Consider the following 26356-nt stretch of genomic DNA (forward strand, 5'->3'; position numbering starts at 1 on the left):
GATCTACGACGGGTATAAAGTTAGACAATTTTTGAGTATAGAGGGAGTAATTGGTTTTAACTCAATTGTCTTTTTTTCATGCTAGAGTTTTGGGATGCTGAATAAAAAACAATGCCATTGGCTGTCATGACCGGAGTTAAATTTCCTGAACTTGACCAATTAGAACGCATTATCGATCAACTCGGTACACGGGCTCAAACCGAGGTGATTTCGCGGATTCAATGCCGGGAGCTTGAATTTCCGATACATTGCATCAGCATCGGAGCGGCAGGGCCCGATGTGCCCGTTCTGGGTTTTTTCGGCGGTGTGCATGGACTCGAAAAAATCGGTTCCGAGGTGATCTTGTCCTACCTTCAAACCGTCGTTCAATTGCTGGATTGGGATCGTGAGTTGCTGACCCGCCTCGAGCAATTGCGATTGGTATTCGTGCCCATCGTAAATCCGGTCGGAGTTTATCTCGGTACTCGTTGTAATGGCAACGGCGTCGATTTAATGCGCAACTCACCCGTCGAGGGTCCGGGCAAACGCCGATTATATAGCGGGCATCGAATCTCGGCCCGACTGCCTTGGTATCGAGGTAATAAAGTGAAAATGGAGCTGGAAGCGCAAGCTTTGTGTAACGTCGTTGAGCGCCACCTTTTCAACTCGCCCTTATCGATTGCGCTTGATTTGCACTCGGGTTTCGGTGTTCGGGATCGCTTGTGGTTTCCGTACGCATCAAAAAAAACGCCTTTTACTTTTATTGCGGAAACCGTGGCCTTAAAGGAACGCTATGACCGTTGTTATCCGCATCATATCTACACGATTGAGCCGACTTGCAAAGAATACGTTATCAATGGCGATTTGTGGGATTACTTATTCGATGAGTTCATTGAAAGGTTTGGTACCGAGCGGCTATTTCTTCCGTTTACGTTGGAGATGGGGTCTTGGATTTGGTTACGCAAAAACCCGATGCATCTCTTTCAGAAACACGGTTTGTTTCATCCGATCTTACCGCATCGCCGGGAGAGAATTCTAAGGCGGCACTTTATGCTGTTCGACTTTCTACAACGGAGTTTATTGTATCCGGAACATTGGGCAAAGCTCGATCAGCAACAAAAACAACATAATCAAAATAAGGCATTAGGTCTTTGGTATGGATGAGGCGCTCGGAAAACATTGGATTCTGCTTAGAGGCTTGGCTAGGGAGTCCGCGCATTGGGGCGATTTTGTACCGCTATTGCAAGATGCATTTCCGGCATCCCGGATCAGCTTGATCGATTTGCCGGGCACAGGTTGCTATTATCGAAAGGCCAGTCCATGTTCGATACGAGCGATAGTAGAAAGTGTTCGTGGTGATGCACTCGCGAAAGGCTGGCTGGAAAAGCCTGTCTCAATTCTGGGACTTTCATTCGGCGCGATGGTTGCCTGGGAATGGTTGAGTCGTCATCCTGAAGACATTGCGGGCGAGGTTTTGATGAATACCAGCTTTGCCGATCTAAGTCCCTTTTATATGCGCTTACGTCGGCAAAGTTATCGCGATTTTGCAGAATTGGCGATGACGCGCGATATTTTTCGACGAGAATCCCGCATTGTTCGTTTGGTTAGTAATCGTAAAGATCGGTATGAGGCGACAATCGAGGAATGGTCGCGGATACAAAAAGCACGGCCTATATCTACTAAAAATGCTTTACGGCAGATTGTTGCGGCAGCCACTTATAAGCCGAGTCATAGCAAGCCGCAACAGCCGGTTTTGTTATTGAACGGGCAGGGCGATCGTCTGGTATCGCCCGTATGTTCTGAGGCTATTCATAAAAAATGGCGTATTGAACTGCGTGCCCATCCCTGGGCAGGCCATGATTTGACTCTCGATGACGGCGGATGGGTGGCGACGCAAATACAGGATTGGGTGTTTCAAAGAACGTCGTGCATCGACAGAGAGCCCGAGCAACTATAACCCATCGTAGATCAAAATTCGTCACCGGGGTGTTCGTCAAAGGACGCCGTGAATACATTCATGTAGGCTCTATGCCAGCTCCTTGCTGGCAAAGCCTTTGCCGCACACCCCAGTGCCTCCTCAGGCGCTGCCGAAATTTGAAGTACGAAAGGCATAGTTCAATAACTTGCTATGAGCATGTATAGAGCATTCACTCACCCAAGAGGTTAGCGAGAACGCTTAGCTAATGTCTTGAAATTCTTCAGGAACCTTGTTTTCTTCATGGTTAAGCTGCCAAATTTAGGATCATGAGCAATGACTAGGCATAGACATCAATGCCGCCCTTGGCTGCGGACGTCGACTCGATCAACTTTACTACGGCTTCGCCTTCCGCTTCTTGTTGATCTTGAATTTTATTGAGTACCGCGACATTGGCATCGAGTGCGGTTTGCTGTACGGACATTCGGGTGGCTAGACTGGCTAAGCCCGAGACGGAATCTACCATGACATACTCCTCTTTTTTATTTAATCGCAAACGGGTTATCGGCAAGACCTCACGTTACTTGAGATGCGGCGTGTTTCGATTTTATGAGAAGGACTAATTATGGTTATGGCTCTCAGGTATGTATTGAAAACCGGAATGGTAGCGCCGCATTTCTATCGCAAGGAGCATTAAAAGGGGCCCCTATCAAGCGGCGCTGAAAAGGGAGAGAAACGTTGGAATTGTTATCCGATATAACGATGCTACTTAGTTAAAAAGCTATTTTTTTTGGAAATAATAAATGTCGCCGTATTTACCTTTGAGAGTCATGCTTTTTTCATCTTTTTCGATCAGGGAAAAAGTATCGAAGCGATCGGAGCGGCCTAATAGGGCAATTTTGAGTTTGCCGTCCTCTATTTCATACTTTACCGGCAATTGGTCATAGTATGAGCCCTCTCGAGGGATATTCGTTATAGTGACTTTTCCGTCATTAAAAGCCCAAGTATCTTCGCGTTTTATCGTTTCTTTGGTATCGAGTGACTTTTTAGTGTATTCCAATCTCCATTTTCCTTGAACGTCTTGTATCGATTCGAAGGCGGCTTCAGCCCACGCATGGCCTGTAATAGCCATTAAACCTAATAAAGCTGCAAATTTTATAATTTTCATAATTTTACCTCTGTGTTAAATAAGCGGATTCATTGTACGCGCGTGCAGAAGGAAAGTATCTCGAAATATTTCGAATGCGATTTGCTTTCGAATAGGCCTGCCAAAAAAGCAATGGGTGGTTAAATCCGCTAATTCATTTGCAAGCTACCATTTTGAATAAATTTAACTACAATCAATTCCACGCGTGCCTCCTTTTCGATTAAAGAGGCGAAGATGGGGTTTAATGTAAATAGTCTCACGCGCTTTTTTTTCTTATCAGGAGTCGGCATATCTGTGCTCCGATACCGATATAAACCGTTTTAGGAATATGCACAAATTTACTTCTACAAGTTTTAGGCATTGTGATGGTTCGGCGACTCGTTTGACAGGACGCCGTGAATACATCCATGTAAGCTCGGCGGCTATTTCTGCCGCCGACGCCCTTCAATCGAGCCACCGAACCCCCGCTCAGCATTTGTCGAAGTTATTTCATGCTCGTTCCTTATTTTGGATAATCAATGCAGGGATATGAAATTGTAAATATCTGGCTTATCGGCGGCATTATTCTCATGCTGCTGGAAATTTTGTTGCCCGGCGGGATAGTATTTTTTCTAGGTCTCGGCGCCGTTCTGGTTTCCGCTTTGCTATACGCCGGTTTGATAGAAGGCTGGTTACAAGCTTTTACCGTTTGGTTTATCGGCTCCCTAACGTTGGTCTTCGGATTGCGTGGGGTCGCCCAAAAATTCATTCCCGCACAAGTCGAACAGGGCAAGACCGATGAAGATCTGGATGCCTACGATGCAATTGCTAAAGTCTGCGAGGCTATACCCGCAGGCGGCGAGGGGCGCATTGCGTTTCGCGGAAGTACTTGGAAAGCAAGAAGCTATCGTAATGACCAAAATTTGGACGTTGGGGCCGAGGTGCGCATTATTTTTCGCGAAAATCTGGTGTGGGTGGTTGATGCCATCGAAACCAATAAAACCATGAACGAAACCGACTCGAATAATAACTCAATAAAATAGGAGTACGTTATGCTTACTACCCTTACGATATTCGTCATATTGGCCGGTATCATTTTTTGGAAGCTGTTGATTATCGTTCCGATGCGGCAATCTTGTGTCTTGGAGCGATTAGGCAATTTTCGATGCGTTCTGGAGCCCGGTTATCATGTTGTCGTGCCCTTTTTGGACAAGGTAGCCTATCGTCATGAGATTCGCGAGCAAGTGTTCGATATTCCGGCGCAAAGCTGCATCACCCGAGACAATATCCAGGTTGCGGTCGACGGTATCGTCTATTTGAAAGTGATGGATGCCAAACGGGCCAGTTACGGAATCGGCGATTATCAGATGGCCAGCGTTAATTTGGCGCAAACGACGATGCGTTCCGAAATCGGTAAGCTGACGCTCGGCGATACTTTTTATGAGCGCGATAAATTGAATGAAGCGATTGTACGAGAAATCGACAAAGCCTCGGACCCTTGGGGAATCAAGGTTATGCGTTACGAAATCAAAAATATTTCACCTTCTGCACAAGTGGTGCATACCTTGGAAAAGCAAATGGAGGCCGAACGCGAAAAGCGTGCGGAAATCACTTTGGCCATGGCGGAAAAAGAATCGAAAATTCTGATATCGGAAGGTCATCGTCAGGAGGCGATCAATATTTCCGAAGGCCAGAAACAAAAACGCATCAATGAGGCCTTAGGGCGCGCGAGTGAAATTGGGATACTAGCTGAAGCCTCCGCGGAGGGCTTGCAGAAAGTCGCGGCAGCCATCAAGAAGCCGGGCGGCGATATGGCGGTAAAAATGCGTTTGGTCGAGGATTTTATCGATCGAACAGGCGAGGTCATGAAAGGGGCCAACGTATCTGTGTTGCCTACCGATCTTGCTCACATCAAAGGTCTGCTGTCGGCGCTTAATCAAAACCTGCCGGTCGCTAAAATGGGAGCAAACAAATGAATAACGAAGTTAGTCCAATCGATTTGTTTAATTTTGCCGTATGGGGCATCATTTTTCTTGTCATCATTACACAGCTATTTCGCTCCATACGCATTGTTTCCACGCGCACCGCTCTGATTGTAGAGCGTTTAGGCAAGTATAAGGCTACATTGGGGCCCGGTTTTCATGTGTTGATCCCGTTTATCGATGTCGTGACCGCGATACAGGACTTGCGTGAAGAAACCATCGATGTTCCGCCGCAAGAATGTTTTTCCAAGGACGAGGTGCAGGTCGAAGTCGACGGCGTTATCTATATGTCGGTTTCCGACCCTATCAAAGCGACTTATGGCGTGACCGATTATCGGTTTGCCGCGATGCAGTTGGCGCAGACCACAACCCGTTCGGTGATCGGTACGTTGGAGTTGGACAAAACTTTCGAAGAGCGCGACATGATCAGTCAAGCGGTGGTGGATACGCTCAATGCCGCGGGTGAAACCTGGGGCGTGCATGTGCATCGTTACGAAATTAAGAATATCAAACCGCCGAGCACGGTTCAGTGTGCGATGGAAAAACAAGTGACCGCCGAGCGGGAAAAGCGGGCTATTTTGGCCAGAGCCGAAGGCGACAAGCAAAGCCGAATCAACACGTCCGAAGGTACGATGCGCGAACTGATCAATTTGTCGGAAGGCGAACGCCAACGCTTGGTCAACGAAGCCGAAGGTAGGGCGTCCGAAATTTTGGCCTTGGCGACCGCGACGGCCGAATCCATCGAGAAAATCGGTAATGCAGTCGTCCAGCCCGGCGGCGAGGAAGCCATTAAACTCAATTTATCGGAAAAGTTTATCAATAATATCGCGCATTTGGCCGATGCTGAGACTTCGGTGATCTTTCCTGCCGATTTGACTAATTTGAACCAACTGTTGGAAGCGCTCGATTTACATATTGCGCGCAAGGCAAATGCATGATCCTAACGTTCATGAAGGCTTGGCAATCACCCCTGGTGATGAAAGTTCTCGGGGAGGTGAGGATGCGGCCATTCGTCCGACAGGACGCCGTGAATACGTCCATGTAGGCTCGGCGGCGGCGACTGATTGCCATGGATGGTATGAATGCAGATTTTGCAGGAGCAAAAATCTGCCCTGCCGCCGACGCCTGTCGGTCGAGCAACCGCACCCTCTCCGGAACCGGCATTTGCTCTGCCGAGCGCCGTATATCGAAAAATTAGATAACGAGTCTAAATCTACGAACTTTCACAGTAAAGTTCACGAGAGCCTGGCAATCGCCTCAATAAATGAAGGTGCTAGGCGTTTGCACTTTTTAGGATGATGGGTTGACTTCTTTGATGAACTTGTTTCGTGTACTCCCCTCAATCAAGTCGTTGCGAATGCTCGTCGGCGCTTGCCTGTTGTTATCGCTGTTTGTCGGTATAGGCGGCTTGGCGCACGGAAAAAAACCGAATGACTCAGCGGCTCCCGTATACCTGGTAAACATAGATGCCGTAATCAATCCGGGTACGGCCGCCCTGCTCGAGCATGCAATCGAAACAGCAGAAGCTTATTCCGCAGCTGCGTTGATCCTACGAATCAATACTCCGGGAGGCTTACTGAGTAGCACGCGAGACATGGTTCGCGCAATTTCGGAGTCTAAGGTGCCGGTCATCGGTTACGTGGGTCCTGCCGGCGCCAGCGCGACATCGGCCGGTGCATTTATTTTGCTGTCCACGCACCTTGCGGTGATGAATTCCGGTACGAATGTCGGGGCCGCATCGCCGGTTGCGGGCGATGGCGGCGAGATACAAGGTACCATGGCAAAGAAAATCATGAGCGATACCCGGGCTTTCATGCGGGGTATCGCCAAGCATCGCAATCGCAATGCGGATATTGCCGAACGTTTCGTTTCCGAAGCCGAAAGCCTATCCGCCGACGAAGCCTTGGAAGCCAATGTGGTCGATCTGGTGGTGCCGGGATTTTCTGATCTGATAAAAGCCGTTGACGGACGTGAAATTCAATTTCAAGGCCAATTGCTTAAACTGGCTCTCTCGGATAAAGAAATTCGCCAGATTACGCCGCGGTTTATCGATCATATTTTGGGGCTAGTCGCGCATCCGCAGATCGCGCACATGTTGATTTCTGTGGGCCTACTCGCGATTTTTATCGAAATGCTCGCTCCGGGCCTAACTCTTCCCGGTATCCTTGGCACGATCGCGCTAGTTCTGGGCTTGGTCGGCATGCAAGCCTTACCCGTTAATCTTGGTTTTCTAGTGCTGTTATTGTTCGGTATTGCGTTGATGATCGCCGAATATTTCGTTGCCGGCTTCGGCGTGCTGGGTATCGGCGGAGCGATCGCCTTCGTGCTGGGTAGTTTGAATCTATTCGACGGCCCCATCCCGGCCGATCAGAGCAACACGATATTGTCGGTGAGTATCGCTGTGAGTGCAGCAATGCTGCTCGCTACGTTGCTTATTACCGGCAGCTTTATTTTCGGTTCGCGCCAAAAGGGCTTGAAAGGCAAAATCGGGGAAGCAATGGTCGATTTCGATAGCAACGGCTATGTGCTGATCGATCAACAACGATTCTCTGCCGATACGCTCGAACCGCTGCGTCACGGCGATCGGATCGAGGTTGTTAAAATTGATCGGAACGACCGCTTGCTGGTTAAAAAAGCACAGCAAAATTTGCCCCGCACGACAGACGAATCAAACAATGAAGTCAAGCAGACGGTCGCCGAGTCCCGTAGCATGATTCGGCGAATCGAACAGGCCGGCAATCGAATTCATAATCACGAATTCAAAAATCGGATAGAGCGTATCTGTATGATTGCCGACAGTATTTTGAGCGAAATCGAAGCCGACCCGCGAGATATTCGCAAAGCTCGAAAATTTCTTAATGTTTATCTCGATGGAGCGATGCAAGTCACCGAAGGCTATGCCAAAACGCACAGTCATATCCAATCCGGGCAATTGACACAGAATTTTCGTAATGTACTCGAAACAATTGAAGCGACCTTTCTGGAACAGCAACAAAAATTGTTTGAAGATGACCTATTCGATCTTGATGTCAAAATTGAAGTATTAAACGCGCAACTTAAGCGGGAAGGTATTCGTTGATGCCGATCCTATCGTTTCCGCGCTCCAGCGTGGGAACAACAATTGCCGGGGGACTGAATAGTAACAATTTCGACAGCATTCGTTACCCACTGGTTTTCTCTCTAACAGAGTACGTAAAAAGGTTTTCATCATTAATTCCTCTCATCGCCATCCAAGAAAAATATCTTGGTCCTCTCCATCCCAAGCTTGATGGGATAATTGAACGACAACATGTTTCGGTTTATTCTGAAACCAGTAAGAGACCTTGTCGCTATATGTCAAGTATAATAATCCGTCAAGTATAATAATTCCACTGGATACCGCAACGGACGCTCGGCTGGTTATACCTATCGTAATTCAAATTACGGCATTAACGGATGGACCTGCCATAGAGCCGACACGGATATATCATTGTCTTTTGACTATGATGACAACCCTTTCGAACCTTATAAAAAGCACGTAGGAGCAGGCGCACGATGACTGTTGAACTTATGATTAACTTTGCGGTGCAGTTTCTTGGAACCGTGGCAGTAGTATTCCTGGCCTATCGTTCCTTCCAAAAACGTCGGATTCAATTAGGCGCAGAACCGACGCTTCCGCAATATTTTATCCGCAGAAGCACCTATTGGTTAGGGGTTGCGTCGTACTGCGCGTTCATGGCGGCTCTATATTTATTACTGACTTTCCAGTGGTTGCCATTGGAGCCTTTGGTAACACTTATCGTTAAGAACCTTCGTTCTCGAGAATTAGTGGATCTTCTGAATGGCTTGGACGGTACTACGATCGTACCGTTGATTGCCGCTGGGCTATTTCTATTTTTTATCGCTTGGGAAAGCAAAATTAATCCTTTGCTGATTTTGAGAGATAGCATACATGATGCTTTTGCCATCCCAACTAAGGCGGTAGAAGTTTATAACGCTCTAGTCACCTCAAGATTGTCGGCGGTTGACGAGAAACTGAAAGAGCAAATTGCCAATCGATTGTTAGTGTCGAGCATCGACCCCGGGGACTTTGACATGTCCAGTGCCACGGTCGAATATAAATGGGCTCATAATTGCCTGCTGTTTGATCGGATACAATATTATGCGAATCAGTCGTCTTTTCGTCGACTGTTCAACGAACCGTCTCTGAAATGGGGGGAAATTTGTATCTCCTATAACGCCATGTCGGAAAAAGTGGCAGTTTGGAAGGAAGCGGAGCCGCATTACACCAAGACAGTCAATTTGATCAAAGAGTTGGATCAACTCACCGGTTTATTGTGCCGCATGCTTGCCTCCTTGATTGTGTTCGGTAGCGCTAGCGAAAACGATATTTGGACAACCGTGAAGCAACTCGGTGGAAATGTTCACGAAGCCCGCTTGAAACACACCTATAAGTATATTCTGATTTTCATGGCGGCCTCCGCTATCGGAGTCATATTAGGCCGAGAAATTTCGGTTTCGTTACATAATGCTTTCCTGTTTCCGGATAAGCCTTTGGCCCATTTTAGCTATACAACGCTTCGTTGGATGGCTTATGTCATGCCGATGTATGTCCTTCCTTTAGCGTTGATCTTCGTTTTGCGGACGCTTGTCTTCAGCCGCCAGCGAGAGCAATACGATCGCTATTACGGGTTTTATATGACGATGATGATCATGGGCTTCGTTGTTAGTACCACGGTCTCGACACTGGTACTCGAGTTAACCTTCTACCGCAGAGAGTATTTCTTTTTTTGGGAAAGCTTTTTTGATCATATGCGTTGGGGAATCCTGCCGGCGCTGATATGCGGCTTTGTGGCTTATCGCATGGACACTCCGGTGACCGAATCGGAAACGCTAGGTAAATGCCTACTAGACGCGACGTTGCGATTTCTAGGATGGGGGGCGGTCGCCGTTATAATCATGCTTTATGCGACCGACGACTTGGGCATGCAAGAGTCGAATCTGCGTTTTACTGTGGTCGGTACGGCTTTCTTCGTAGTTGGTCTGCTTGGAGCCACGGCCCGTTTTAAAACCGCGCGTATCGACGATTAGGCGATTACCGTAAATAGACCGATAGTACTCAAATTTCAGTATTAGTGAATGGGGTGTCGGGGTGTTAGGCGGATTTTTGCTCCTGCAAAATCTGCCCTGCTGCCGACATCCTCGCTAGCCACTCCCCATACCTTCATAAAGTTATACATTATTTGAGTATAAAGGGAGGGACTGGTTGTCTCAGGCGTTCATTTCTTGGGCGGCATCCAATAGTTCTTCAATAAAATGCCGGCTGTAGGCGGGTAAATAATTCTGCCGCAAGTAAGCAATTTTGGTCATCGAGCTGGGTATGAGTCCGGGCAAATTTCGGACGACCAAATCAGTATCGGCTATCGGATCATAGGCCATACTGGCGATTAAGCCGACACCCAAGCCCAAACGCACATAAGTTTTGATGATATCGGTATCGGCTGCCGCCAGCACCACATCCATTTGCAATTCCCGGTCGTTAAAGGCCTTTTCGATATTGGAACGGCCGGTAAAGCCGAGCGAGTAAGTGAGAATCGGAAAAGAGGCCAAGCGTTCCAAGGTCAAGTCCCCGCTAGCCAGCGGATGTTCTTTCGGGATGACGACGGCATGGTGCCATTCGTAACAGGGATTGATGATCAAGGTTTCATCTTCGGCGACCTTTTCGGTGCAAATGGCCAGATCGGCCTGATCGTTATGCAGAAAGTCGATCAGGTGGTCGGGCGAGGACTGCACGATATAAACCTTGACGCCGGGATATTTGGCGCGGAAGCGTTGTATCGGCTTCGGTAAAAAGTATTTTGCCTGGGTATGCGTCGTCGCGACATGCAAAATTCCGCTGTCGCCATTGCGGTATTCCGAGGCGAGCGATTTGATATTTTTTTTGGCTTGTTGAATGGTTGATGCCTGCGCCAATACCTTTTGTCCCAGTTCGGTCAGACCGGTCAGTTTTTTGCCGTTTCTTGTCAATAAAGGCGAGCCCAATTCCTCCTCGAATAAATGTAATTGCCGGCTAACAGCCGATTGCACGATATGCATGCTGTCGGCGGCCTTGGAGAGGTTGAAACCGTTTTCATGCAAGGTGCGAAGTAATTCAAGCTGGCTGAGATTCATGAGATGCGATGGCCGGAAGCGTTTTTAATATCTAATTTTTAGAAGTATAAATCGAATTATATCGTTTTAATAAGCAATGAAATACCGTTATTCTGAGCCCAACAAATGGCCGGAGCCGTTTCGTTAGCGCGATTGAACGGATTCGTATTGAACTCCTCCTTAAATCATAGGGATATTTGTCAGGCGAAAAACATCTCCGCCTGTTTTTTTCGCTACCTGAACAGAGCAAAGCCTAAGTACAACAAGGAGCAGGATAATGCCATTAGAACAACTCGTCGAACACTTCAATGACCGCCTTGAATGGGAGCATCATACCAATTTCCGTCCCTTCTTTTTAAAAGAAGGAGTCGTGCATGGTTTATTCGGTCCCATTCATATCACTACTGAACTGGCGCCTCTGCGCGAAACGCGGAAACCCTCAACGATAGCAGGCTATATTGCCAAGCTTAATGTCAGCACTTCCGAAATTCCGCATCTGCAAAGCCATGAATTGGATTTGATTATATCGCTGCCTGCACGGCAATCAATTTGTCCCGATTCCATAGTCGATTTTGATCGTTTAGCTCGTACCGTTCATATGCTCAATTTTTTGCCGATTTCCCATGAGCCGTTTTTTTTGCAACTAGAGGTCGATCCTAGGCATATTCTCGGCGTCAAGAAAGATCATGGAGCGTATTTTCAAGAAGTTATCGGGAAATGCGGTTTGGAGCCCAATAACATCGTAATTACTTTGAGTGTAAGCAGCGTCTATGCCAATTATTACGAAGCCTTGCTGAAGGGGCTTGAAAACTACCGGCAGCGCGGTTATCGAGTGGCCCTTAAATTTGATTACAACGGTTTGAGTGGTTCGGCTTTAGAGCTGATTACGGCCTTATCGCCAGATAATGTCGGTCTGTCGGCCAAGGATCTTGGCAGGATTCAAGACAATCAATTACCGCACAAACTGCATCGCTTGCACAAACTGACGGATTCGGTCGGTGGGCAAACAGCGTTGCTTGATATCGAGGATGCCAATATCAAGGCTTTGGCTCGTACGATTGGATTCAATTGGGTGCAAGGCGCTTATTACGAACAATCGGTTGCTTCGATCGAAGACACCGCTTTACATCTGTCGAGGGCTGTCTAATGAAAACGAAAATAATCACCGTACCGGGTTTTCACGGCAGTGATGTCAAACATTGGCAAACCTGGCTGGAGCGGCAATTGCCGGGCAGCGAGCGCGTTACCGGCATCGACTGGGAGAGTCCGCAAATTTTTAGCTGGGCCAACGCGATCGAAAAGCATATCGATGCGACGCCCAACCGAGTGATTCTGGTCGCGCACAGTTTCGGCTGTCTGGCTAGCGCTTTGGTAGCATCACGTCTTCCTGAAAAAGTAGCCGGTTTGATCTTGGTCGCGCCGGCGTCGCCGCAGCGCTTTTCTATGACGGGGCCGATAGCTGTCGACTCGAGACCTCAAAACGATATTTCCGGTTTTTTGCCGAATCGACGACTCGATACATTGGGCTTGTTGGTAGCCAGTCAAAACGATCCCTGGATGCAATTCAGTCAGGCCGAACAATTCAGTCGTCAATGGGGTTTGACGCTTTATGACGCTGGCAATGCGGGCCACATCAACAGCGAGGCCGGCTATGGCGAGTGGCCGTTGATAGTGGAATGGGTCACGTCACTGCAAGTTTTGCTTGAAAGCGCTATGGTCAATTTATCGATTCAACTACCGAAAAAACTGATGTTTTCATCATCGCCCTATTCCGCCTAAGGAAAGGCTGCTTCTTTCTCAATAAAGCTTCCAACCGGAGCAATCCTTTGACAAAGGATTGCGATGCAAACCCTGCCATGCTTACTATCTTAGCCATGTTTCCTCAATGGCGTTTATTCTAAATTCGGCAGTTTAACCATGAAGCGCATGAAGTCTTTCAACGGCTTGTCCTAAAATTTCGAATAACCTTTTAGGGGGCAAAAATGATTTGCATAGGCAGAATAAGCTATTGAGTTAACTTCATATTCTTCATGATCTTCATGGTGAAATGCTTTTTCTAGGATCGAATAGTTGAACTCGCCATCCATTCGTTCAGTTAAACCAATGCGCATGTTTGATATGCAACGACACCCGGTCGCCTTTTTGCAAAGCCAGTTCGCGAAATTGCTCGTTCGGCATTTCCGCAAAGATCGTTGTTGCCTTGCCGTTAGTGCCGTCCTTGTGTAATTCCAGCCGGATGATAGCGCCCAGATGTTGCCAATCTTTTAGGTAAACGGGGGCATTGGCGGGATCTTGCGGTTTTTCGACTTGGATGTTGTGCGGACGCACATGAGCGATGATACCTTTGGGATCGTCGATACTGATTCCGGTGCCGGCAAGCCAGGCGCTGTCACCCTGTTCCAGCTGAAAGACATTGGTATGGCCAATGAAACGCGATACGAAATCGTTGTTTGGACTGTCGTAAATCTCGCTGGGCGAGCCTTTTTGCTCGATCTTGCCGTGATTGAGTACGACGATCTGGCTGGCGACTTCCATCGCTTCTTCCTGATCGTGCGTCACGAAAATGCTGGTGACGTTCAGCTCATGATGCAAATGCCGCAGCCACAGCCGCAAGTCCTTGCGCACACTGGCGTCGAGCGCGCCGAACGGCTCGTCGAGCAACAACACCGACGGCTCGACCGCCAAGGCGCGGGCCAATGCGATGCGTTGGCGTTGGCCGCCGGAAAGTTGATCGGGGAAACGGTCGGCCAACCAGTCCAATTGCACCAGATTGAGAAGCGCATGCACTTTTTCCTGGATTTTGGTTTCGCTAGGACGTTCCTTTCTCGGTTTGACCCTGAGACCGAAGGCGATATTGTCGAATACCGTCATGTGCCGGAATAGCGCGTAATGTTGAAAAACAAAGCCGATTTGCCGGTTTTTTACCGGTTGGTCGGTGACATCGCTGCCATTCAATAAAACCTGTCCTCGATCCGCTTGTTCCAGTCCGGCGATGATGCGTAGTAAGGTGGTCTTGCCACAGCCGGACGGCCCCAGTAAAGCGACCAATTCGCCTTCGGGGATTTCCAGGTTGATGTTTTTCAGGGCAGCGAAATTACCGAAGCGTTTGCTGATATTGTTTAAAGTAATGCTCATAGTGATGCTCTCGTTCAATTTGTTTATGTAGGTGGGGTTGAACAACGTGAAACCCAGCTTAATGGTTTTTCAAATGGTTCCCACGCTCTGCGTCACTGCCATTAAGTTAAGGTAAGTCCGTCATTCCGCCATGGACTGGCGGAATCCAGTGCCATGGATGGCAAGCTTTTGAGGCACAGTAGAGCCTGAATGCAAGCATTACTTCTCTCTGTGACGGCTTCACTTAATGGCAGTGACGCGGAGCTTGGGAATGATGAAAGCAGTTTATACCGCCTTCCTATCCTGCTTTTGCCGCCATTCCAAATAGGTTTTCACAATCAAGGTAACCACCGCCAAGCCTGCCAGCAGCGAGGCGCTGGCGAACGAGCCGACGAAGTCGTATTCGTTGTAGGTAATTTCGACATGCAGCGGCAGAGTATTGGTCAGCCCTCGAATATGGCCGGAAACCACCGACACCGCGCCGAACTCGCCCATCGCCCGGGCATTACAAAGTAGTACGCCGTACAGCAGCCCCCATTTGATATTGGGAAGGGTAACTTTAAAAAAAGTTTGCCAACCGCTGGCGCCCAGCGATAAAGCGGCTTCTTCCTCTTCATGCCCCATTTCCTGCATCAATGGGATCAACTCGCGGGCGACGAACGGAAAGGTCACGAACAAAGTCGCTAGAATGATGCCGGGCACCGCGAAGATGACCTTGATATCGTATTCGGACAGCCATGGGCCTAGCCAGCCTTGAGCGCCGAATACCAGCACGAAGATCAAACCGGCGATGACCGGCGACACCGAGAACGGCAGGTCGATCAGCGTGATCAATAAACTTTTACCGCGAAACTCGAAACGGGCGATGGCCCACGCCGCGCAAATGCCGAAAAAAGTTGTTAGCGGCACGGTCACTGCGGCGGTCAACAGCGTCAGCCGTATTGCCGCTAGGGTGTCGGGGTGAGACAGGCTGTCGCTGTATGCCGTCCAGCCTTTGCTGAAGGCTTCGATCAGTACGGTCGCCAGCGGCAGGATCAAGAACAGCCCGATAATCGCCAAGGTTACGCCTATCAGTCCAAAGCGAACCCAGCCCGGATCGTTTAGCGCGATCGGTTTAGGTTGGTATGCATGAGTTGCAGTCACTGTATTCATTTGAGCGTCTCTCAGAGTTGGCCGCTGCGGCGGCGTACCCACCATTGCAGCGCATTGACCAGTAATAACAATAAAAACGAAATGACCAGCATGGTCAGTCCGATCGCGGTCGCGCCGGCATAGTCGTATTGCTCCAGCTTCGTGATGATCAGCAGCGGCACGATTTCGGACACATAAGGCATGTTGCCGGCGATGAAAATGACCGAGCCGTACTCGCCGACTCCGCGCGCGAAGGCCAGTGCGAAACCGGTCAGTGTTGCCGGCAGGATATTGGGCAGAATGATTCGGATAAAAGTCTGCAGACGATTGGCGCCGAGGCTCGCGGCCGCTTCCTCCATTGCCGTGTCGAATTCCTGCAGCACCGGTTCGACTGTACGCACGACAAACGGTAGTCCGATAAAAATCAGCGCAAACACGATACCAAGGGGCTTATAGGCGATTTGCACGCCCAGCGTGTCCATGACGATACGACCGATCCAGCCATTAGGCTCGTAGATCGCCGCCAACACGATGCCGGCAACGGCGGTGGGCAGCGCGAACGGCAGATCGATCAGCGCGTCGAATAGTTTTTTGCCGGGAAACGGATAGCGCACCAGGGTCCAGGCGATGATAAAGCCGAACAGCGCGGCGATACCGGCCGCGATCAACGCTGAAACAAAACTGACGCGGAACGAAGCTTGAACCCGGGCATTGGTCAGTATGTCCCAGTATTGATCCAGGCTGAGCTGCATACTTTTGAACACCAGTGCACTCAAGGGAATCAGCACGATCAACGCCAGATAAAACAGCGTAAAACCCAGTGTGGGACGAAACCCCGGCATAATATGGCTTTGTGGCATTTCGGTAGCCTTTAATAAATTGCAAAAAACAGCGGTTTGATAGCTCTCATCCGTTCTTTGTGACGATAAAGCGGCCGGGTATTCCTGTTACCCAAACTCCGGTTTGGGTAACCATTCCCGCAAGCTCTAGCATTCCCACGCAGAACACTCATCGTTAGACATAAATCGTGTATTACCGTCATGCCATCATAGCTAATGTGGGCTCGATACCATTTATAGTCTCCTAACTTTCCCGGCTTCGAAATCGCGATCAGGGGATCGCTCCCACAGAACATTCGGAACCCTTGTGGGAGCGACGCCTTCGTCGCGATTATCGAAGCCACTGACTTTCAATATCCGCAGATTTATCAAACAGCACTATCCCCAGATATTCGATAATCTTTGTTCAGCACGTTTGTTTCTGGTTCCCACGGTCTCCCCGTGGGAATCCATAATTTGGTTGTCGAGGTAATAGCGGTATGCATTCCCAGGCTGGAGCGGAGGGGATGAGGAAAAACTCTGCGCCTCCGTGCGAGAACTTTCTGGTCTCCAAGGTCCTCCGTGTGAGCGATGCGGATATTACGGTGCATAGATTTGATCGAAGGTGCCGCCGTCATCGAAGTGCTCGGCCTGTGCCTTATGCCAGCTGCCGAAGAATTCATCCACGGAAAGCCGTTCCAATTTCGGGAAGCGCTCCAAATCTTTTGGGTCGGCGTGTTCCGGTTGGAATGGGCGGTAATAATATCGGGCCGCCAGTTTTTGCCCGACCGGCGAGTACAAATATTTCAAATAAGCTTCAGCCAAGTCACGGGTACCGCGTTTCTCGACGGTCTTGTCCACGACCGTGACCGGTGTTTCAGCCAAAATGCTGATCGGCGGCACGACGATTTCGAATTGATCGGTGCCGTATTGATCGATAGCCAGAAAGGCTTCGTTTTCCCAGGCCAGCAAGACATCGCCGATGCGGCGTTGGACGAAGGTGGTTGTTGAGCCGCGCGCGCCGGAATCCAGAATCGGTACGTTTTTAAACAGTTTGTTGACGAAATCCTTGGCGGCTTCGGGACTGCCGTATTTTTTCTCGGCGAAGGCCCAGGCGGCCAGATAATTGTAACGGGCGCCGCCGGAGGTTTTCGGGTTCGGCGTGATGACCGCCACGCCGTCCTTGATCAGATCGTCCCAATCCTTGATGCCTTTCGGGTTGCCCTTACGCACCAGAAACACGATGGTCGAAGTATAGGGGGCACTGTTGTTCGGCAGGCGCTTTTGCCAGTCTTTATCGAGCTTCCCGGAAATTTCGGCAATCTGGTCGATGTCATACGACAAGGCCAGCGTCAACACATCGCCTTCCAAACCGTCGATGACCGCGCGCGCCTGCTTGCCGGCGCCGCCGTGCGATTGTTGTATCGTGACCGTCTCGCCGGTCTTGGTTTTCCAATCGGCGATGAATGCTTTATTGAACGCCTGATACAGCTCTCGGGTCGGGTCGTAGGAGATGTTCAGCAACGTTCGGTCGGCAAACGCGCCGGTAGCGCTTAATAATCCTGCCGCGAGCAGGGCGGTTTTGAGCCATTTTTGAGGTTTCATAAGTGTTCCTGGTTTCGAGGGTTATTTGAAAATATCGAGTGCGTTGAACGACAATTCCACATAGATAAAGTCCGATTGGTTCGATTTCGTGCCATTGGCGGCCACTTGTCGGTTGTTGGTAAATTCGCCATTGGTGAAATGGGTATAACCGACATTGGCGGCAATATAAGGCGTTATGTTGTAGCGGGCGCGAAAATCGAGACCGTGACCCAAAAAGTCGCCGCTATTGCCGGTCGGGTCGCGATTGAAACTACTCCCGTCTAACAGGTTGTTAAAACGGTCGGTATTACTCTCCAGCCAGAAGGCGCTGTAACCGCCGTCGAGTTTTAGCCCCTTGATCGGTTCGAATTCGATTTTGACCTTGGGCGCGATCACGTTTTCAGGGATCATGTAATCATCCGATGACCAAGGCCTGGCGAAGCCGAAGAAGCGTTCGAAGCGATTGTTTTTGTAGTCGTTGGGGTCTTTATCCCCGGTGACATGACCGTAAAATGCGCTGATCCGAGGTTTCCATGGGTGCTCCAAGAAGGTGTAACCGACTTCGGCGGTGACCATATAGGCATCATGTTGCCGTCCGTCGTCGCGGCCGAATTGATAGGTGCCGGTCAGATCGTAATTGATGCCGGTATCGCTTACCCAGCCGGACAAGCGCAACCCTGTGGCGTGAATATCCCTCGCTCGGTTGCGATTGCCGGGACTCGCATCTTGTCTAAGCGCCATGTAATAAGGCTCGATAGTCACGATATCGGACCATTTGCGCCAGTGACCGATGATCGATGAAAACCATTGGTCTTGATTCGGTTTGTCGAAATCGGTCATCAGTCGGGTCAACGGTTGCAGGGCCAGTAAATCGAGTGCCCAATCGTTGGCGTCTTCTCCCAGACTGGCGCGAAAACCTTGAAAAGTATTGGTGGTGTTGCGCCATTTGTTCAAGCCGATCAAGCGCCTGTCCAAAAATTCGAACGCCATGCGCCCCGCACGAATGAAGGCAGGCCGGGCATTGCCGCGATCGTCGTAACCCAGTGCATCCTTGAAATGCAGCTCCATATAGCCTTGAATCAGTTCGAATTCGTTGATGTCGCGGTTATCGCGGTCAAACTGGCTGTTATAGCGGCGCGCATCTTCGAATTCGGCGACGGCGCGCAACGGGTCCAGAATTTCTTTGATCCCGAGATAGGCGCGGGTTCGGAGTAAAATAGGCTCGTCCAAACTGCGGCTAGGACGGCGGCGCACGTCGTTTTCACGGCGTTCATAGCGCATCCGGTAATCGAGACCGACATCCAGCCACGTGATATCTTCCGTACCTTTTATTCCAGTTTTACTGAGATTGCGGACATAGTCGGGCGGGTCGGTTTCGCGTTTGGTTCCGTAGCTCCCCGGTTCTATATAATAGCTGCTTGGCTGCTCGTCCGTTTTGGCCACAGCATGCTGAGCCGGATGAATCAATAAACTGCCGGCCACGAGCCATCCGGCAGTCTTTCTATAAATCGACATGGTTTATTCCCCCTTGAAAATACAGCCACTTCCGGTGTTCCGGTCAGGCAACCGCTAAATTTTATGATCTATCGCCGATGGCTCGGTGGATTAAGCGTTTATTTTATCTAGTTTTGATCCGAAATTTTTCGTGCCGGTCGATTTGCACGATGCGGCCGTCGTGCACCACAATCTCAATCGAGCCGAAACGAATCGTCTGCAAAATCGATATGATGTGTGCAGCGATTTCCTGATGGTTATCCAGTTTTAATAAATCAAGATCTAATGGTTTATTCATACAATTTCCGCGCTTCACTTAATTCTGTGTTGATGTGCTGAATTGGTGTTGTGCGAATGTTAATGAAATAGCAGAAACAAATGAAACGATATAATTAGATTTTTATATCTAATTATTAGATATTTGAATATAGAGGCGACGCCATTATTCGGCAAGTTGATACAAGGCTAACGAAGGAGGAGAGATAGTTGGAAATGAGTCATCGATAAACCTAAATTCGGTAGTTTAACCATGAAGCATATGAAGTTCCTGAAGATTTTCAAGATATTACCTAGGCGTTCTCGTTAACCTCTTGGGCGAGTGAAAGTTCTATGCAAACACATAACAAGTTGTTGAATTAACTATATATTCTTCATAGTGAAATGTTTTTTTGGATAAATGGAGTTCATAGGCTTCCCACTTAAGGTGGGGCAAAAGCACTACTCCCTTTATATTCAAAAGTTAGCAAATTTTAATGAAGGCATGGGGTGTGGCTAGCGAGGATGTCGGCAGCAGGGGGCGCTGCCGAAGGGCTCAACACGAACGGATTAACCTTAAACTGTCCCGCGTTAATGAGTAGCCGAGCTAACATATGACCCTTGGGATCTGCGGAATGACAGATTTATTGATAACCGTCGCCCGTACCTAATAAAGCAGCGATGATGTTTTTCTGAATTTCGGACGAGCCGGAGAATAGCCGGCTAGCAAGGGCATCCTGGATTCGTTCGAGCTGTTGACCGCCTTCGAGCAAGCCGCTTGCGCCGAAAATATGCGCCGCGTCCAGGCTCGATTGCAGAAAGGCTTCGGCGGCGAATAACTTGGTCTGCGCGCTGGCCAGCGTGATGCGTTGCTTTCGATCTTTCAGGCGCGCGCACTCGTTTACCCAAAGCCGAATCGTATCCAGTCGGGTTTTCATATCTGCGATTTTATGACCGATCGCCTGGTTTTTGCCTAGATGCGCGCCGTTGACTCTGCGTTCCCGGCTGAACCGAATCACGCCTTCCAATTGCCGCTCCATCACGCCGCGGATGCCGGCAAAAATGAAGGCCCGTTCCAACTCCAGCGCTTGCTGAATCATCATGTTGCCGGCACCGGTCTTGCCCAGTTGCCGGTCGAGAGGAATCCGGCAATCGTCAAGACGAACATCGCCCATCGTGGCGTTTTTGCAGCCGGAGACTTGCGGCGTGTCGAGAAAGGCGGCGCCGGGGTCGTCGGCGTGCACGATGAAGGCGGACAATCGCGTGCCGGATCTCGCATAAACGACCAGTAAGTCTGCGATCGGCGTATTGGTGATGAAGCGTTTATGTCCGTTCAATGTGAATCCGGCATCGGTCTGCTCCGCAGTCATTGTCAACGCAGTGAGGTCGGAGCCGGCCTGGGGTTCTGTAATCGCATGACCGCCGATGCGTTTGCCTTCGAGCAGGTCATTTAGATAAGTCGCCTGTTGCTCGGCATTGCCGTAGTTCAACAGCGGAAAAACCGTGCCCCACAGATGGGCGTTGATCGATAACAACAAGCCAGGGTCCTGGCAGGCTTTGCCGAGTTGTTCATGGGCCTGCACGAGATCGGCGAAATGGTTGCCGTGACCGCCGCGGTTTTGCGGCACGGCATGTTTCAATAGGCCGAAACCGGCGCAATGACGAAAACGCGCCCGTGCGGCTTGGCTTCCGCCGGCGGCGGGTAGATTGCCGATATCCATTCAGTTTCGCTCCAGTTGGCGTTGCAAGGTTTGATAATCGGTCTTGCCGTTGTCCAGTAGAGGCAAGGCATCCATCACGCTGAACCGGCACGGCTGCATGTAGGCCGGCAGCGCCTGCTTGACTGTTTTGACAATACCGTTCAATTGGCCGCCGGGATGCAGTACCAGCGCGGCGGCGGGGCGTTGGCCGCTAGTGCTGTCTTCGATGCCGACTACGGCGCAACCGGCGACTTCCGGACATTGCAGGATCAGCGCTTCGATTTCGGCAGGTTCCACCCGGTAACCGGAACATTTGAGCATGCGGTCGAGGCGGCCGTGATAGCAGTATTCGCCGCGCTCGTTCAACGAGACTTTGTCGCCGGTCCGGTAATAGCCGCCGTCTTCCATGGCTTCGGTCAGGCGCCCTTGGCGCCAATATCCGGACAGATTGTTCGCGCTATTTACCAGCAATTCGCAGGTTTCCGTGTCGATCTTCAATTCCGAAGCGCAAGCAGGATGGCCGATCGGTATTGGTTGATCGCCGTCGAGCCGAGCCCGATCGACCGGCCAATAACAACAGACATTGGTTTCGGTCGGGCCGTAGAGATTGTAAAAATCGGTTTCGGGCAAAAGTTCGCAGAGTTTTTTCAATTGCGGCGTCGGAAATACTTCTCCGGCGAACAGTAGTGTAGTTAAATCCGGCAACGGCTGTTCGGTCAATCCGCCCTTTAGCGCGATGAAGCCGAGCAAAGAGGGCACCGTGTAAAACACGGTGATGCGCTGCTCAAGCAGCCAGGCCGTCAGGCGGCTGGGCGACAAGGTCAGGCCGGCCGGCACGAAATTAACGCTAGCGCCGGCGCTCAGACTGCTGAATATATCGAATACGGACAAATCGAAATAAAAAGGCGCCAGCGAAGCGATACGGTCGTCGGCTTTGAGCTTGAACGTGCGCGCCGCCCAATCGGCGAAATTGTGCAATGCGCGATGACTCAACGCGACGCCCTTCGGCGTGCCGGTCGAACCCGAAGTGTACAGAATTGCCGCCAAGGCTTCGGGGTCGATGGCAACGGGAGGCTTGACCAATTTGGCAGGCTTGGGCAGTTGCTCGATATCGAGCCAAAGCGCCGGTGTGTCGAGCCAATCGGGACAGCTTCCTTGGCCGATGATGCAGTGAACGTTGGCGTCGTTGACGATGAAGCGCAAGCGTTGAGCCGGATTTTTGATATCCAGCGGGATGTAACACGCGCCGCAACGCAGGATCGACAGAATCGCTATGACCGCATCGATACCGCGGTCCAATGCCAGCGCGATGCGAGCGCCGGGCTCGATCCGTGTGGCCAAATGGGCGGCAAGGTGTTCAGTGTTAACCCTGACTTCGCGGTAACTCAGTCGACGTTCGCTTTCAATCAGCGCCGGGCGGTCCGGTGCGTTTCGGCATTGCCGGTCGAATGCTGTCAGTAAGGGCATGATCGAGAATTAGGATTTCGTAATAAATAACGTCCTGGAACTATGAGCTTTGTTGAGGGTACGCTAACTCGCATGGTAGGACGCCGTGAATACGTCCGTGTAGGCTTGACGGCGGCGACTAATTGCCATGGATGGCATGAATGCAGATTTTGCATTACGCCATGGATGGCGTGTATTAGGGCAATGCAGGAGCAATTGCCGAGGAGCAAAAATCTGCCCTGCCGCCGACACCTGCCAATCGAGCAACCGAACCCTCCGTAAAATAGGGGAGTTATTTACGACCAAATCCTTAAAACGATTCAATCCGTCTCTCCCAGCAGTTCCGCCAGCATCAGCCGGTGCAATGCATCAATGGCTTCGGCATCGGCTATCGGTTCGATATAGTTATAGCTCAAGGTCAAACGATTGCGGAAAATACAGTTCAGAAAAGCCAGCGACGGCGGTGACGTGACTTGGCAGGCATGGAACACGTCGGTGATTTCGGCGCCGGGGAAACTGTCCGCTGGAAGATCCAGACGGCCGATATCGGAAAACCAGAATGAACTGCGCTCCCGACCGGAACCGTAAGAAAGGCGCAAGACCTTGCCGTATTCGGCCAGCGACAGCCAACTGCCGGCCCACATCAGCGGCAGAAAGGCATAGTCTTCTTGTTGACGAATCACTTGGGCGTTTTGTTGTTTCAGATGTTCGAACAGTTTTTGCCGGTCCTTGACGACTTCCCGAGGCGCCTGTGCGAACAACGCGCTGAGATGATTACCGTTGACCGGCGATAAGGCGCGCTGTTTGCGCAAATTGAATGCATAAGGCACGCAATAAGCCTCGCCCGGACTGTCGGGACGCCATTTTTCGAGGGCGCGCATCAGACAGCCGATGTAATAAAGACTGGTGCCGGTTAAGCCGACCTGTTGCCTGGCCAGTTTGACGATCCGTTCGGTTTGTTCCTCGCTGAGCCTGCGAACCGCGAACTCGAGGCGTTGCGGCGGTTGTTCGTGGCGCAACGGTTGAATGCTGCTCAGTCTATCCAGCCTGTCGATATAGCGTTTGCCTTTCAGCAATAGCGAAATTTTTTGCCACCAGCGGTATTTACGTAACTGTTCGAATACAAGCGGACCGGTTTCGGGATGGCCGAAGCGTTGACGTTGTTCGGCATCGGCGGTACACAGATATTTGATGATCAGATCCGCGCCGCGCGCATCGCAAAAAGGATGCAGCCAACGCATCAGAAAAACGTTTTCGGACGGGCCGGTCAGCAGATGAAACTCGAGCGGAGCGACGCTCTCCCGAGGCTGCTTTTCGTTCATGATCCGGTCGAGCGTGGCGTGCCGGAATTCTGCTTCATCCGCGCCGGTCGGGCAATGATGCTGAAAAAACAAGTCGGGCGGATCGGAGCGCTTGCACCAATAGAAACGTTTGCCGATTTGACTCAGGCTGGCGCGGGCTACCGGAAAACGCCGACCGAATTCGTCGATTCGCTGTTGTAATGCGTCGATATCCGGAATATTGGCGAGTTCCAATCCGTAACACGCCAAACTGCCGGCCAAGCCGTCTCGGCGGATTTCCTCGTCCATTGCCAGCGTGAAACTGTCGGCCGGGTTCAGCCTTTCCAAAATGGCGGACTTATCGGTGCTCATCCGTTTTTATACCTTAATATCCAACGTTCCAATGCGTTAAAGGATTGCACATTGTCCGGTTCGATTTCGGTATCGGGCAGGGTGACGCCGAATTCGTTTTCGATGTACATAATCAAGCGCATGATGCCCATGCTGTCCAGGCCCGCTTCGAGCAAATCGTCGTCGTCGCCGAATTGATTCGGCTCGGCGACGAAAACGAGCTCTTGAAAGATAAAGTCGCGCAGTTTCTTTTTCATGACTCAGGTAAGGTATAATTTGTCGGTTAAATGATAGCCGATTAAGGCAAGTAGAGTCACGGAAAAGGGCGATTCCCTTTGGGATTAGGTACTGAACATCACGCAGGGCGGGTTATTTAACCATGCGCATCAAGCCAGGGATGTCGCTAAAATTATCTTCCTGATTCGCTTCGAGTTTCGTGTAGAGTCAAATTCATTGAATTCAGGACGCTGAGGACTTCGAAATAAACCGTGGAAGTTGAGCGTCGGTGGCTTTCCCTCACCTAGCGTTAGGTGAGGGACGACGAAGGCGTCGCTCCCACAGCGGGTGATTCATGCACCGTGGCAGCGATCCCCTGATCGCGATTTCGATGCCGAAAATGTCAAGCTACAATAAATGGCATCGATGTCACAAAGACTAAAATATGCGGTTACCCAAGCTGGGGCTTGGGAAAGAGCGGGGTACGGATTGGCCGTTTTTAGCTTGACGCGTATGGATTACAACCTTCGTCCTGCTTAGGCACAAATTATTTATAAACATCCACATAGGTTAGCAATGGCAAAACAGGCGGGTTCGCATGAGAGCTGAAAAAGGCAATATCGTTATTATCGGAGCGGGGCCTGCGGGCAGTATTGCCGCGGCATTGCTCAATAACAAAGGATACCGGGCCGTGATCTTGGAGCGGGATGCTTTTCCGCGCTTCAGCATCGGCGAAAGCCTACTGCCGCAATGCATGGAGTTCATCGAACAGGCCGGCATGCTCGATGCCGTGCGCAATGCCGGTTTTCAATTGAAGGACGGTGCGGCGTTTTTATTTCAAGGCAAGCACTGCGAATTCTGGTTCGCCGACAAATTCACGGCCGGCTTCGATTCGACCTATCAAGTTCAGCGCGACCGCTTCGATGCGCTGCTAGCCGCCGAGGCGCAACGTATGGGCGTGGACATCCGCTGGCGTCAGGAAGTCGTCGAGGCCGACTTCAGCGGCGAGCAGCCGGTGTTGACGGTCAAGGATAGGGACAGCGAAGACCGCTACCGCATGACCGCCGATTTCGTGCTCGATGCCAGCGGTTTCGGGCGGGTGTTGCCGCGTTTGTTGGATTTGGAAAAACCGTCCGGTTTTCCGGTGCGACAGGCCGTGTTCACGCATATCGAAGACAGAATCGACGATCCGCGCTACGATCGCAACAAAATTCGCATCATCGTGCATCCCGAATTGACCGATGTCTGGTATTGGCTGATTCCGTTCAGCAATGGGCGTTGCAGTCTCGGCGTGGTCGGCGAAGCGAAGATTCTTAAGGTTTCGGAGCGCGACCCGCAAGCGGTGCTGAAGCAATTCGTCGACGCCGAGCCGGGCTTGTCGGCGCTGCTGCATAATGCCGTGTTCGATACGCCGGTCAATAGCATCGGCGGTTACAGTGCCAACGTCAAGCGGCTGCACGGCAAAGGCTACGCGCTATTGGGTAATGCCGGCGAGTTTCTCGATCCGGTCTTTTCCTCGGGCGTCACGATCGCGATGAAATCGGCAAGCCTCGCCGCCGAGGTAGTGGACCGGCAGCTCCGCGGCATGGCAGTCGATTGGCAAAAGGAATTTGCCGAACCCTTGCAAAAAGGCGTCGATACCTTCCGCACTTTCGTCAGCTCATGGTATGACGGCGGCTTGCAGGATGTGGTGCTTTATCAACAGCAGCAGCCCAATATCAAAGCGATGATTTGTTCGATTCTGGCCGGCTATGTTTGGGATGAAAACAATCCGTATGTCAAAAACTCCGAACCTCGGTTGAAGACCCTGGTCGAATTGTGTCGCGAGCCTTGAGA

At 50.6% G+C, this 26356-nt stretch carries 23 protein-coding genes; 10 read left to right on the forward strand and 13 right to left on the reverse strand.

The genetic code is table 11. The features are described from left to right. Positions 1-126: 126 nt before the first annotated feature. Both MEALZ_RS01175 and MEALZ_RS01180 read left to right on the forward strand, forming a co-directional pair. Positions 127-1143: a M14 family zinc carboxypeptidase gene (locus MEALZ_RS01175; protein ID WP_046061303.1), complete on the forward strand. Its 1017-nt coding sequence runs from the start codon at positions 127-129 to the stop codon at positions 1141-1143. Next, the gene (locus MEALZ_RS01180) at positions 1136-1936 is read left to right on the forward strand and encodes an alpha/beta fold hydrolase (RefSeq protein ID WP_014146748.1); all 801 of its coding nucleotides are present in this window, start codon (positions 1136-1138) and stop codon (positions 1934-1936) included. The genes MEALZ_RS01175 and MEALZ_RS01180 overlap by 8 nt, the downstream gene beginning before the upstream one ends. A 298-nt stretch (positions 1937-2234) precedes the next feature. Here MEALZ_RS01180 and MEALZ_RS01185 read toward each other — a convergent pair whose 3' ends face one another. After that, positions 2235-2420, reverse strand: coding sequence for a YjfB family protein (locus MEALZ_RS01185; protein WP_014146749.1), 186 nt, complete (start codon positions 2418-2420; stop codon positions 2235-2237). Positions 2421-2675: 255 nt separating this feature from the next. Continuing rightward, positions 2676-3062, reverse strand: coding sequence for a hypothetical protein (locus MEALZ_RS01190; protein ID WP_014146750.1), 387 nt, complete (start codon positions 3060-3062; stop codon positions 2676-2678). 497 nt (positions 3063-3559) lie between these two features. On the opposite strand from MEALZ_RS01190, the gene MEALZ_RS01195 reads away from it, so the two are divergent. From MEALZ_RS01195 to MEALZ_RS01215, 5 genes are all read left to right on the forward strand, one after another. Then, positions 3560-4063 (forward strand): NfeD family protein, encoded by a 504-nt coding sequence (locus MEALZ_RS01195; protein WP_014146751.1) that lies wholly within the window; start codon positions 3560-3562, stop codon positions 4061-4063. Positions 4064-4072: 9 nt separating this feature from the next. Then, complete coding sequence (locus tag MEALZ_RS01200; RefSeq protein WP_014146752.1) at positions 4073-4996, forward strand: SPFH domain-containing protein; 924 nt, start codon at positions 4073-4075, stop codon at positions 4994-4996. Continuing rightward, positions 4993-5940 carry an SPFH domain-containing protein gene (locus MEALZ_RS01205; RefSeq protein ID WP_014146753.1) on the forward strand — a complete coding sequence of 316 codons (948 nt, stop codon included), beginning with the start codon at positions 4993-4995 and terminating at the stop codon, positions 5938-5940. Before MEALZ_RS01200 ends, MEALZ_RS01205 begins: the two co-directional genes overlap by 4 nt. A 365-nt stretch (positions 5941-6305) precedes the next feature. Next, entirely contained in the window at positions 6306-8081 is a 1776-nt protein-coding gene (locus MEALZ_RS20530; protein WP_162472899.1) for a 5-bromo-4-chloroindolyl phosphate hydrolysis family protein, read from the forward strand. A 455-nt stretch (positions 8082-8536) separates the two neighbouring features. Continuing rightward, positions 8537-10072, forward strand: a complete 1536-nt coding sequence (locus MEALZ_RS01215; protein ID WP_014146756.1) for a hypothetical protein — start codon at positions 8537-8539, stop codon at positions 10070-10072. 180 nt (positions 10073-10252) lie between these two features. Here the strand turns inward: MEALZ_RS01215 and MEALZ_RS01220 are convergent, their stop codons facing one another. Beyond that, entirely contained in the window at positions 10253-11152 is a 900-nt protein-coding gene (locus MEALZ_RS01220) for a LysR substrate-binding domain-containing protein (protein ID WP_014146757.1), read from the reverse strand. Between the two features lie 256 nt (positions 11153-11408). Between MEALZ_RS01220 and MEALZ_RS01225 the strand changes: the two genes are divergently transcribed. Next, positions 11409-12278, forward strand: a complete 870-nt coding sequence (locus tag MEALZ_RS01225) for an EAL domain-containing protein (RefSeq protein WP_014146758.1) — start codon at positions 11409-11411, stop codon at positions 12276-12278. Beyond that, positions 12278-12910 carry an RBBP9/YdeN family alpha/beta hydrolase gene (locus MEALZ_RS01230; protein ID WP_014146759.1) on the forward strand — a complete coding sequence of 211 codons (633 nt, stop codon included), beginning with the start codon at positions 12278-12280 and terminating at the stop codon, positions 12908-12910. The genes MEALZ_RS01225 and MEALZ_RS01230 overlap by 1 nt, the downstream gene beginning before the upstream one ends. A gap of 312 nt (positions 12911-13222) precedes the next feature. On the opposite strand, the gene MEALZ_RS01235 is transcribed toward MEALZ_RS01230, so the two are convergent. The 10 genes from MEALZ_RS01235 to MEALZ_RS01275 all read right to left on the reverse strand — a co-directional run bounded on the left by MEALZ_RS01235 (position 13223) and on the right by MEALZ_RS01275 (position 24561). Then, on the reverse strand, positions 13223-14266 hold the full coding sequence (locus MEALZ_RS01235) for a sulfate/molybdate ABC transporter ATP-binding protein (protein ID WP_014146760.1): 1044 nt from the start codon (positions 14264-14266) through the stop codon (positions 13223-13225). Positions 14267-14530: 264 nt separating this feature from the next. Further along, complete coding sequence (gene cysW, locus MEALZ_RS01240; RefSeq protein ID WP_046060926.1) at positions 14531-15397, reverse strand: sulfate ABC transporter permease subunit CysW; 867 nt, start codon at positions 15395-15397, stop codon at positions 14531-14533. 11 nt (positions 15398-15408) lie between these two features. After that, the gene (gene cysT, locus MEALZ_RS01245) at positions 15409-16236 is read right to left on the reverse strand and encodes a sulfate ABC transporter permease subunit CysT (protein ID WP_014146762.1); all 828 of its coding nucleotides are present in this window, start codon (positions 16234-16236) and stop codon (positions 15409-15411) included. 558 nt (positions 16237-16794) lie between these two features. Beyond that, on the reverse strand, positions 16795-17799 hold the full coding sequence (locus MEALZ_RS01250) for a sulfate ABC transporter substrate-binding protein (RefSeq protein ID WP_014146763.1): 1005 nt from the start codon (positions 17797-17799) through the stop codon (positions 16795-16797). Positions 17800-17820: 21 nt separating this feature from the next. Continuing rightward, the gene (locus MEALZ_RS01255) at positions 17821-19293 is read right to left on the reverse strand and encodes an alginate export family protein (protein ID WP_014146764.1); all 1473 of its coding nucleotides are present in this window, start codon (positions 19291-19293) and stop codon (positions 17821-17823) included. 103 nt (positions 19294-19396) lie between these two features. Continuing rightward, positions 19397-19570: a YezD family protein gene (locus MEALZ_RS21125; protein ID WP_014146765.1), complete on the reverse strand. Its 174-nt coding sequence runs from the start codon at positions 19568-19570 to the stop codon at positions 19397-19399. Positions 19571-20171: 601 nt separating this feature from the next. After that, on the reverse strand, positions 20172-21248 hold the full coding sequence (locus tag MEALZ_RS01260; RefSeq protein WP_014146766.1) for an acyl-CoA dehydrogenase family protein: 1077 nt from the start codon (positions 21246-21248) through the stop codon (positions 20172-20174). After that, positions 21249-22694 carry an amino acid adenylation domain-containing protein gene (locus MEALZ_RS01265; protein WP_014146767.1) on the reverse strand — a complete coding sequence of 482 codons (1446 nt, stop codon included), beginning with the start codon at positions 22692-22694 and terminating at the stop codon, positions 21249-21251. Between the two features lie 299 nt (positions 22695-22993). After that, positions 22994-24325, reverse strand: a complete 1332-nt coding sequence (locus MEALZ_RS01270; protein WP_014146768.1) for a hypothetical protein — start codon at positions 24323-24325, stop codon at positions 22994-22996. Beyond that, on the reverse strand, positions 24322-24561 hold the full coding sequence (locus MEALZ_RS01275; RefSeq protein ID WP_014146769.1) for a phosphopantetheine-binding protein: 240 nt from the start codon (positions 24559-24561) through the stop codon (positions 24322-24324). The genes MEALZ_RS01270 and MEALZ_RS01275 overlap by 4 nt, the downstream gene beginning before the upstream one ends. Before the next feature lie 557 nt (positions 24562-25118). Between MEALZ_RS01275 and MEALZ_RS01280 the strand changes: the two genes are divergently transcribed. Next, entirely contained in the window at positions 25119-26354 is a 1236-nt protein-coding gene (locus MEALZ_RS01280) for an NAD(P)/FAD-dependent oxidoreductase (protein WP_014146770.1), read from the forward strand. Positions 26355-26356 lie beyond the last annotated feature (2 nt).

It is taken from the genome of Methylotuvimicrobium alcaliphilum 20Z (assembly GCF_000968535.2).
In the GTDB taxonomy this organism is placed as follows: Bacteria; Pseudomonadota; Gammaproteobacteria; order Methylococcales; family Methylomonadaceae; genus Methylotuvimicrobium; species Methylotuvimicrobium alcaliphilum.

Excerpts from the sequence above, each read along its gene's own strand:
- MEALZ_RS01200 (WP_014146752.1), top strand. The coding sequence starts at position 4,073 with ATGCTTACTACCCTTACGATATTCGTCATATTGGCCGGTATCATTTTT.
- MEALZ_RS01265 (WP_014146767.1), bottom strand. The coding sequence starts at position 22,694 with ATGCCCTTACTGACAGCATTCGACCGGCAATGCCGAAACGCACCGGAC.
- cysT (WP_014146762.1), bottom strand. The coding sequence starts at position 16,236 with ATGCCACAAAGCCATATTATGCCGGGGTTTCGTCCCACACTGGGTTTT.
- cysW (WP_046060926.1), bottom strand. The coding sequence starts at position 15,397 with ATGAATACAGTGACTGCAACTCATGCATACCAACCTAAACCGATCGCG.
- MEALZ_RS21125 (WP_014146765.1), bottom strand. The coding sequence starts at position 19,570 with ATGAATAAACCATTAGATCTTGATTTATTAAAACTGGATAACCATCAG.
- MEALZ_RS01225 (WP_014146758.1), top strand. The coding sequence starts at position 11,409 with ATGCCATTAGAACAACTCGTCGAACACTTCAATGACCGCCTTGAATGG.
- MEALZ_RS01180 (WP_014146748.1), top strand. The coding sequence starts at position 1,136 with ATGGATGAGGCGCTCGGAAAACATTGGATTCTGCTTAGAGGCTTGGCT.
- MEALZ_RS01260 (WP_014146766.1), bottom strand. The coding sequence starts at position 21,248 with ATGGATATCGGCAATCTACCCGCCGCCGGCGGAAGCCAAGCCGCACGG.
- MEALZ_RS01280 (WP_014146770.1), top strand. The coding sequence starts at position 25,119 with ATGAGAGCTGAAAAAGGCAATATCGTTATTATCGGAGCGGGGCCTGCG.
- MEALZ_RS01195 (WP_014146751.1), top strand. The coding sequence starts at position 3,560 with ATGCAGGGATATGAAATTGTAAATATCTGGCTTATCGGCGGCATTATT.
- MEALZ_RS01275 (WP_014146769.1), bottom strand. The coding sequence starts at position 24,561 with ATGAAAAAGAAACTGCGCGACTTTATCTTTCAAGAGCTCGTTTTCGTC.
- MEALZ_RS01255 (WP_014146764.1), bottom strand. The coding sequence starts at position 19,293 with ATGTCGATTTATAGAAAGACTGCCGGATGGCTCGTGGCCGGCAGTTTA.
- MEALZ_RS01215 (WP_014146756.1), top strand. The coding sequence starts at position 8,537 with ATGACTGTTGAACTTATGATTAACTTTGCGGTGCAGTTTCTTGGAACC.
- MEALZ_RS01190 (WP_014146750.1), bottom strand. The coding sequence starts at position 3,062 with ATGAAAATTATAAAATTTGCAGCTTTATTAGGTTTAATGGCTATTACA.
- MEALZ_RS01235 (WP_014146760.1), bottom strand. The coding sequence starts at position 14,266 with ATGAGCATTACTTTAAACAATATCAGCAAACGCTTCGGTAATTTCGCT.
- MEALZ_RS01250 (WP_014146763.1), bottom strand. The coding sequence starts at position 17,799 with ATGAAACCTCAAAAATGGCTCAAAACCGCCCTGCTCGCGGCAGGATTA.
- MEALZ_RS01230 (WP_014146759.1), top strand. The coding sequence starts at position 12,278 with ATGAAAACGAAAATAATCACCGTACCGGGTTTTCACGGCAGTGATGTC.
- MEALZ_RS01175 (WP_046061303.1), top strand. The coding sequence starts at position 127 with ATGACCGGAGTTAAATTTCCTGAACTTGACCAATTAGAACGCATTATC.
- MEALZ_RS01205 (WP_014146753.1), top strand. The coding sequence starts at position 4,993 with ATGAATAACGAAGTTAGTCCAATCGATTTGTTTAATTTTGCCGTATGG.
- MEALZ_RS01220 (WP_014146757.1), bottom strand. The coding sequence starts at position 11,152 with ATGAATCTCAGCCAGCTTGAATTACTTCGCACCTTGCATGAAAACGGT.
- MEALZ_RS01270 (WP_014146768.1), bottom strand. The coding sequence starts at position 24,325 with ATGAGCACCGATAAGTCCGCCATTTTGGAAAGGCTGAACCCGGCCGAC.
- MEALZ_RS01185 (WP_014146749.1), bottom strand. The coding sequence starts at position 2,420 with ATGGTAGATTCCGTCTCGGGCTTAGCCAGTCTAGCCACCCGAATGTCC.